We start from the raw sequence: 2,707 nt of genomic DNA, 5'->3' as shown, positions 1-2,707 counted from the left end.
AAATTCCATTGAAATCGAAGGTCCGATTTCAATGGAATTTGCGGGATGTCCGGCGCGGCTCAGCCCGGAGCCGTGCGGTTCGCGGGCTCTCGCACCTCCGTCGGCGGGTGCGCCTCGGTGTGCTTCTTCGCCCAGGTGTAGTCGGGTTTTCCGCTGGGTGAGCGGGTGATCTCGTCGACCAGCCACAAGCTGCGCGGCACCTTGTACCCGGCGATCCGCTCCCGCGCGTGCGCGTCGATGTCGGCCAGCCGGGCCACTGCTCCCGGTCTCGGCTGCACGACCGCCGCGACGCGCTGGCCCAGCCGCTCGTCCGGCACGCCGACGACCAGCACGTCGAAGACGTCCGGATGCGACTTCAGCGCGGCCTCCACCTCTTCCGGGAAGACCTTCTCCCCGCCGGTGTTGATCGACACCGAGCCGCGGCCCAGCATCGTCACCGTGCCGTCGTCCTCGATCCGGGCGTAGTCGCCGGGGACCACGTAGCGGGTGCCGTCGATCTCGACGAACACCTTCCGCGACTTGACCTCGTCCTTGTAGTAGCCCAGCGGCACGTGCCCGCTGCGCGCCAGCCACCCGACCTCGCCGACCTCGGCGAAGGTCCCGTCGTCGCGGATGACCCTCGTGGAGGCGTCGGCGGTGACCCGCGGGCCACCGGACTGCTCGGTGTCGCGGGACACCACGCCGATGCCGCTGAACCCGGTCTCGGAGGATCCGATCGAGTCGGTGATGACCACGTTCGGCAGCTCGTCGAGGTACTGCCGCTGCACCGACGGCGAGAACAGCGCCGCACTGCTGGAGATCGCCAGCAGCGAGGAGGCGTCGTAGTCGCCGTCGCGGTAGGCCTCGATCAGCGGCCGGGCCATCGCGTCGCCGACGATCGCCAGCACGTGGACCTTCTCGCGTTCGATGGTCCGCCACACCTCGTGCGCGTCGAACTGCGGCACGAACACCACCGCGCTGCACGCGAAGAGGTTGCCGAAGCTCGCCCACTGCGCGGCGCCGTGGATGAACGGCGCGGCCGGCAGTCGGACGAGACCGCCGCTGTCGGCGCCTGCGCGCGCCTGCTGCCACTCGTCCTGCATCGCCTCACCGGTCATGAAGTCGATGCCGCCGCCGAGCACCCGCCAGACGTCCTCGTGGCGCCACATGACGCCCTTCGGCATGCCGGTGGTACCGCCGGTGTAGAGCAGGTACAGGTCGTCCGCGCTGCGCTCCGGGAAGTCCCGTTCACCGGACTGCCCGGACAGCGCGGATTCGTACTCGGTCCCGTCGTGCTCGAGGTCCGTTCCGTCCTCGATGACGAGGACTTCGCGCAGGCCCGGGAATTCCGGGCGGATCTGCGCGACGTTGTCGCTGTAGCGGCGTTCGTGCACCAGCGCCGCCAGGTCGGCGTTGTCGAAGATGTAGCGGAGTTCCGCCGGCACGTAGCGGTAGTTGATGTTGATCGGTACGGCGCGGATCTTGTAGGCGGCCAGCATGGCCTCCAGCGCCTCGATCCCGTTGCGCGAGTAGATCCCGATGTGCGAGCCGCGCCCGAGTCCACGAGCGGTGTAGTGGTGCGCCAGCTGGTTGGCCCGCTCGTCCAGCTGCGCGAAGGTGAACCGTCGCTCGCCGCAGATCACGGCGACGCGATCTGGCACCAGATCGACGGCGTGCTCGAAAAGATCTGCGATGTTGTACGCCACCCTGAAGAAAGTAGAACGTGTTATCGTCCGGGGCAAGAACCCGTTGGGCCCAACCGGATTTCACCGGCAGTATCGGGCTCCTTGGACGATCCAGATCCGGTTTCCCCTTGACACAAGGAAATCCGCCAAGTGGAAGGTTCCCCCATGACGTCGAGCACCGAGGTCGTCGAACAACCCCACTGCCTGCTCGAGCGCCGCGGCCCGGTGCTCGTGGTGACGATGAACCGCCCCGAAGCCCGCAACGCGCTGTCCGGCCCGATGATGCAGATCATGCGGGAGGCCTGGGACGAAGTGGACCGCAACGACGAGATCCGCGCCTGCATCCTCACCGGCGCGGGCGGCGCGTTCTGCGCGGGCGCGGACCTCAAGGCGATGACGCAGTCCCACCCCGGCGACACCACCCGGGGCATGGACATGTCCGTCATCGAACCGCTGCTCAAGGGCCGCCGCCTGACCAAACCGCTGATCGCCGCGGTGGAAGGCCCGGCGATCGCGGGCGGCACGGAGATCCTGCAAGCGACCGACATCCGGGTGGCCGGCGAAAGCGCCCGCTTCGGCGTCTCAGAAGCCCGCTGGGGGCTGTTCCCCCTGGGCGGCTCAGCGGTCCGCCTGCCCCGCCAGATCCCCTACACCGTGGCCGCGGACATCCTCCTCACCGGCAGGCACGTCCGCGCCGCCGAGGCCAAGGAGATCGGGCTGATCGGGCACGTGGTCCCGGACGGCCAAGCCCTCGCCAAAGCCCTGGAACTGGCCGACCTGATCGCCGCCAACGGCCCCCTCGCGGTCCGGGCGATCCTCCGCACGATCCGCGAAACCGAAGGCATGCCGGAGAACGAGGCGTTCGAAGTGGACGCCCGCCTGGGCGTGGAGGTCTTCACCAGCGAAGACGCCAAGGAAGGCCCCCGAGCCTTCGCCGAGAAGCGAACCCCCCACTTCCGCGCCCGCTGACCTCCCCGCCGAACGGCACCCGATCGTGGACCGCAGTTTCAATTGAAACTGCGGTCCACCGGCGTGTCCGGCAC

The 2,707-nt window shown here is 68.7% G+C and carries 2 protein-coding genes; one reads left to right on the top strand and one right to left on the bottom strand.

Annotated features, from left to right (window positions below; all coding sequences use genetic code 11):
• Positions 1–59: 59 nt before the first annotated feature.
• Positions 60–1,685 (bottom strand): acyl-CoA synthetase, encoded by a 1,626-nt coding sequence (locus ABTZ89_RS37775; RefSeq protein WP_351054090.1) that lies wholly within the window; start codon positions 1,683–1,685, stop codon positions 60–62.
• 144 nt (positions 1,686–1,829) lie between these two features.
• Between ABTZ89_RS37775 and ABTZ89_RS37770 the strand changes: the two genes are divergently transcribed.
• Positions 1,830–2,633, top strand: a complete 804-nt coding sequence (locus ABTZ89_RS37770) for a crotonase/enoyl-CoA hydratase family protein (RefSeq protein WP_270951244.1) — start codon at positions 1,830–1,832, stop codon at positions 2,631–2,633.
• Positions 2,634–2,707: the final 74 nt, after the last annotated feature.

The sequence above is a fragment of the Saccharopolyspora sp. NPDC002686 genome (assembly GCF_040295745.1).
Classification (GTDB): Bacteria; Actinomycetota; Actinomycetes; order Mycobacteriales; family Pseudonocardiaceae; genus Saccharopolyspora; species Saccharopolyspora oryzae.
This window is presented reverse-complemented; position numbering and strand designations above follow the sequence as displayed.

Coding starts and splice junctions, on each gene's coding strand:
- ABTZ89_RS37770 (WP_270951244.1), top strand. CDS start 1,830: ATGACGTCGAGCACCGAGGTCGTCGAACAACCCCACTGCCTGCTCGAG.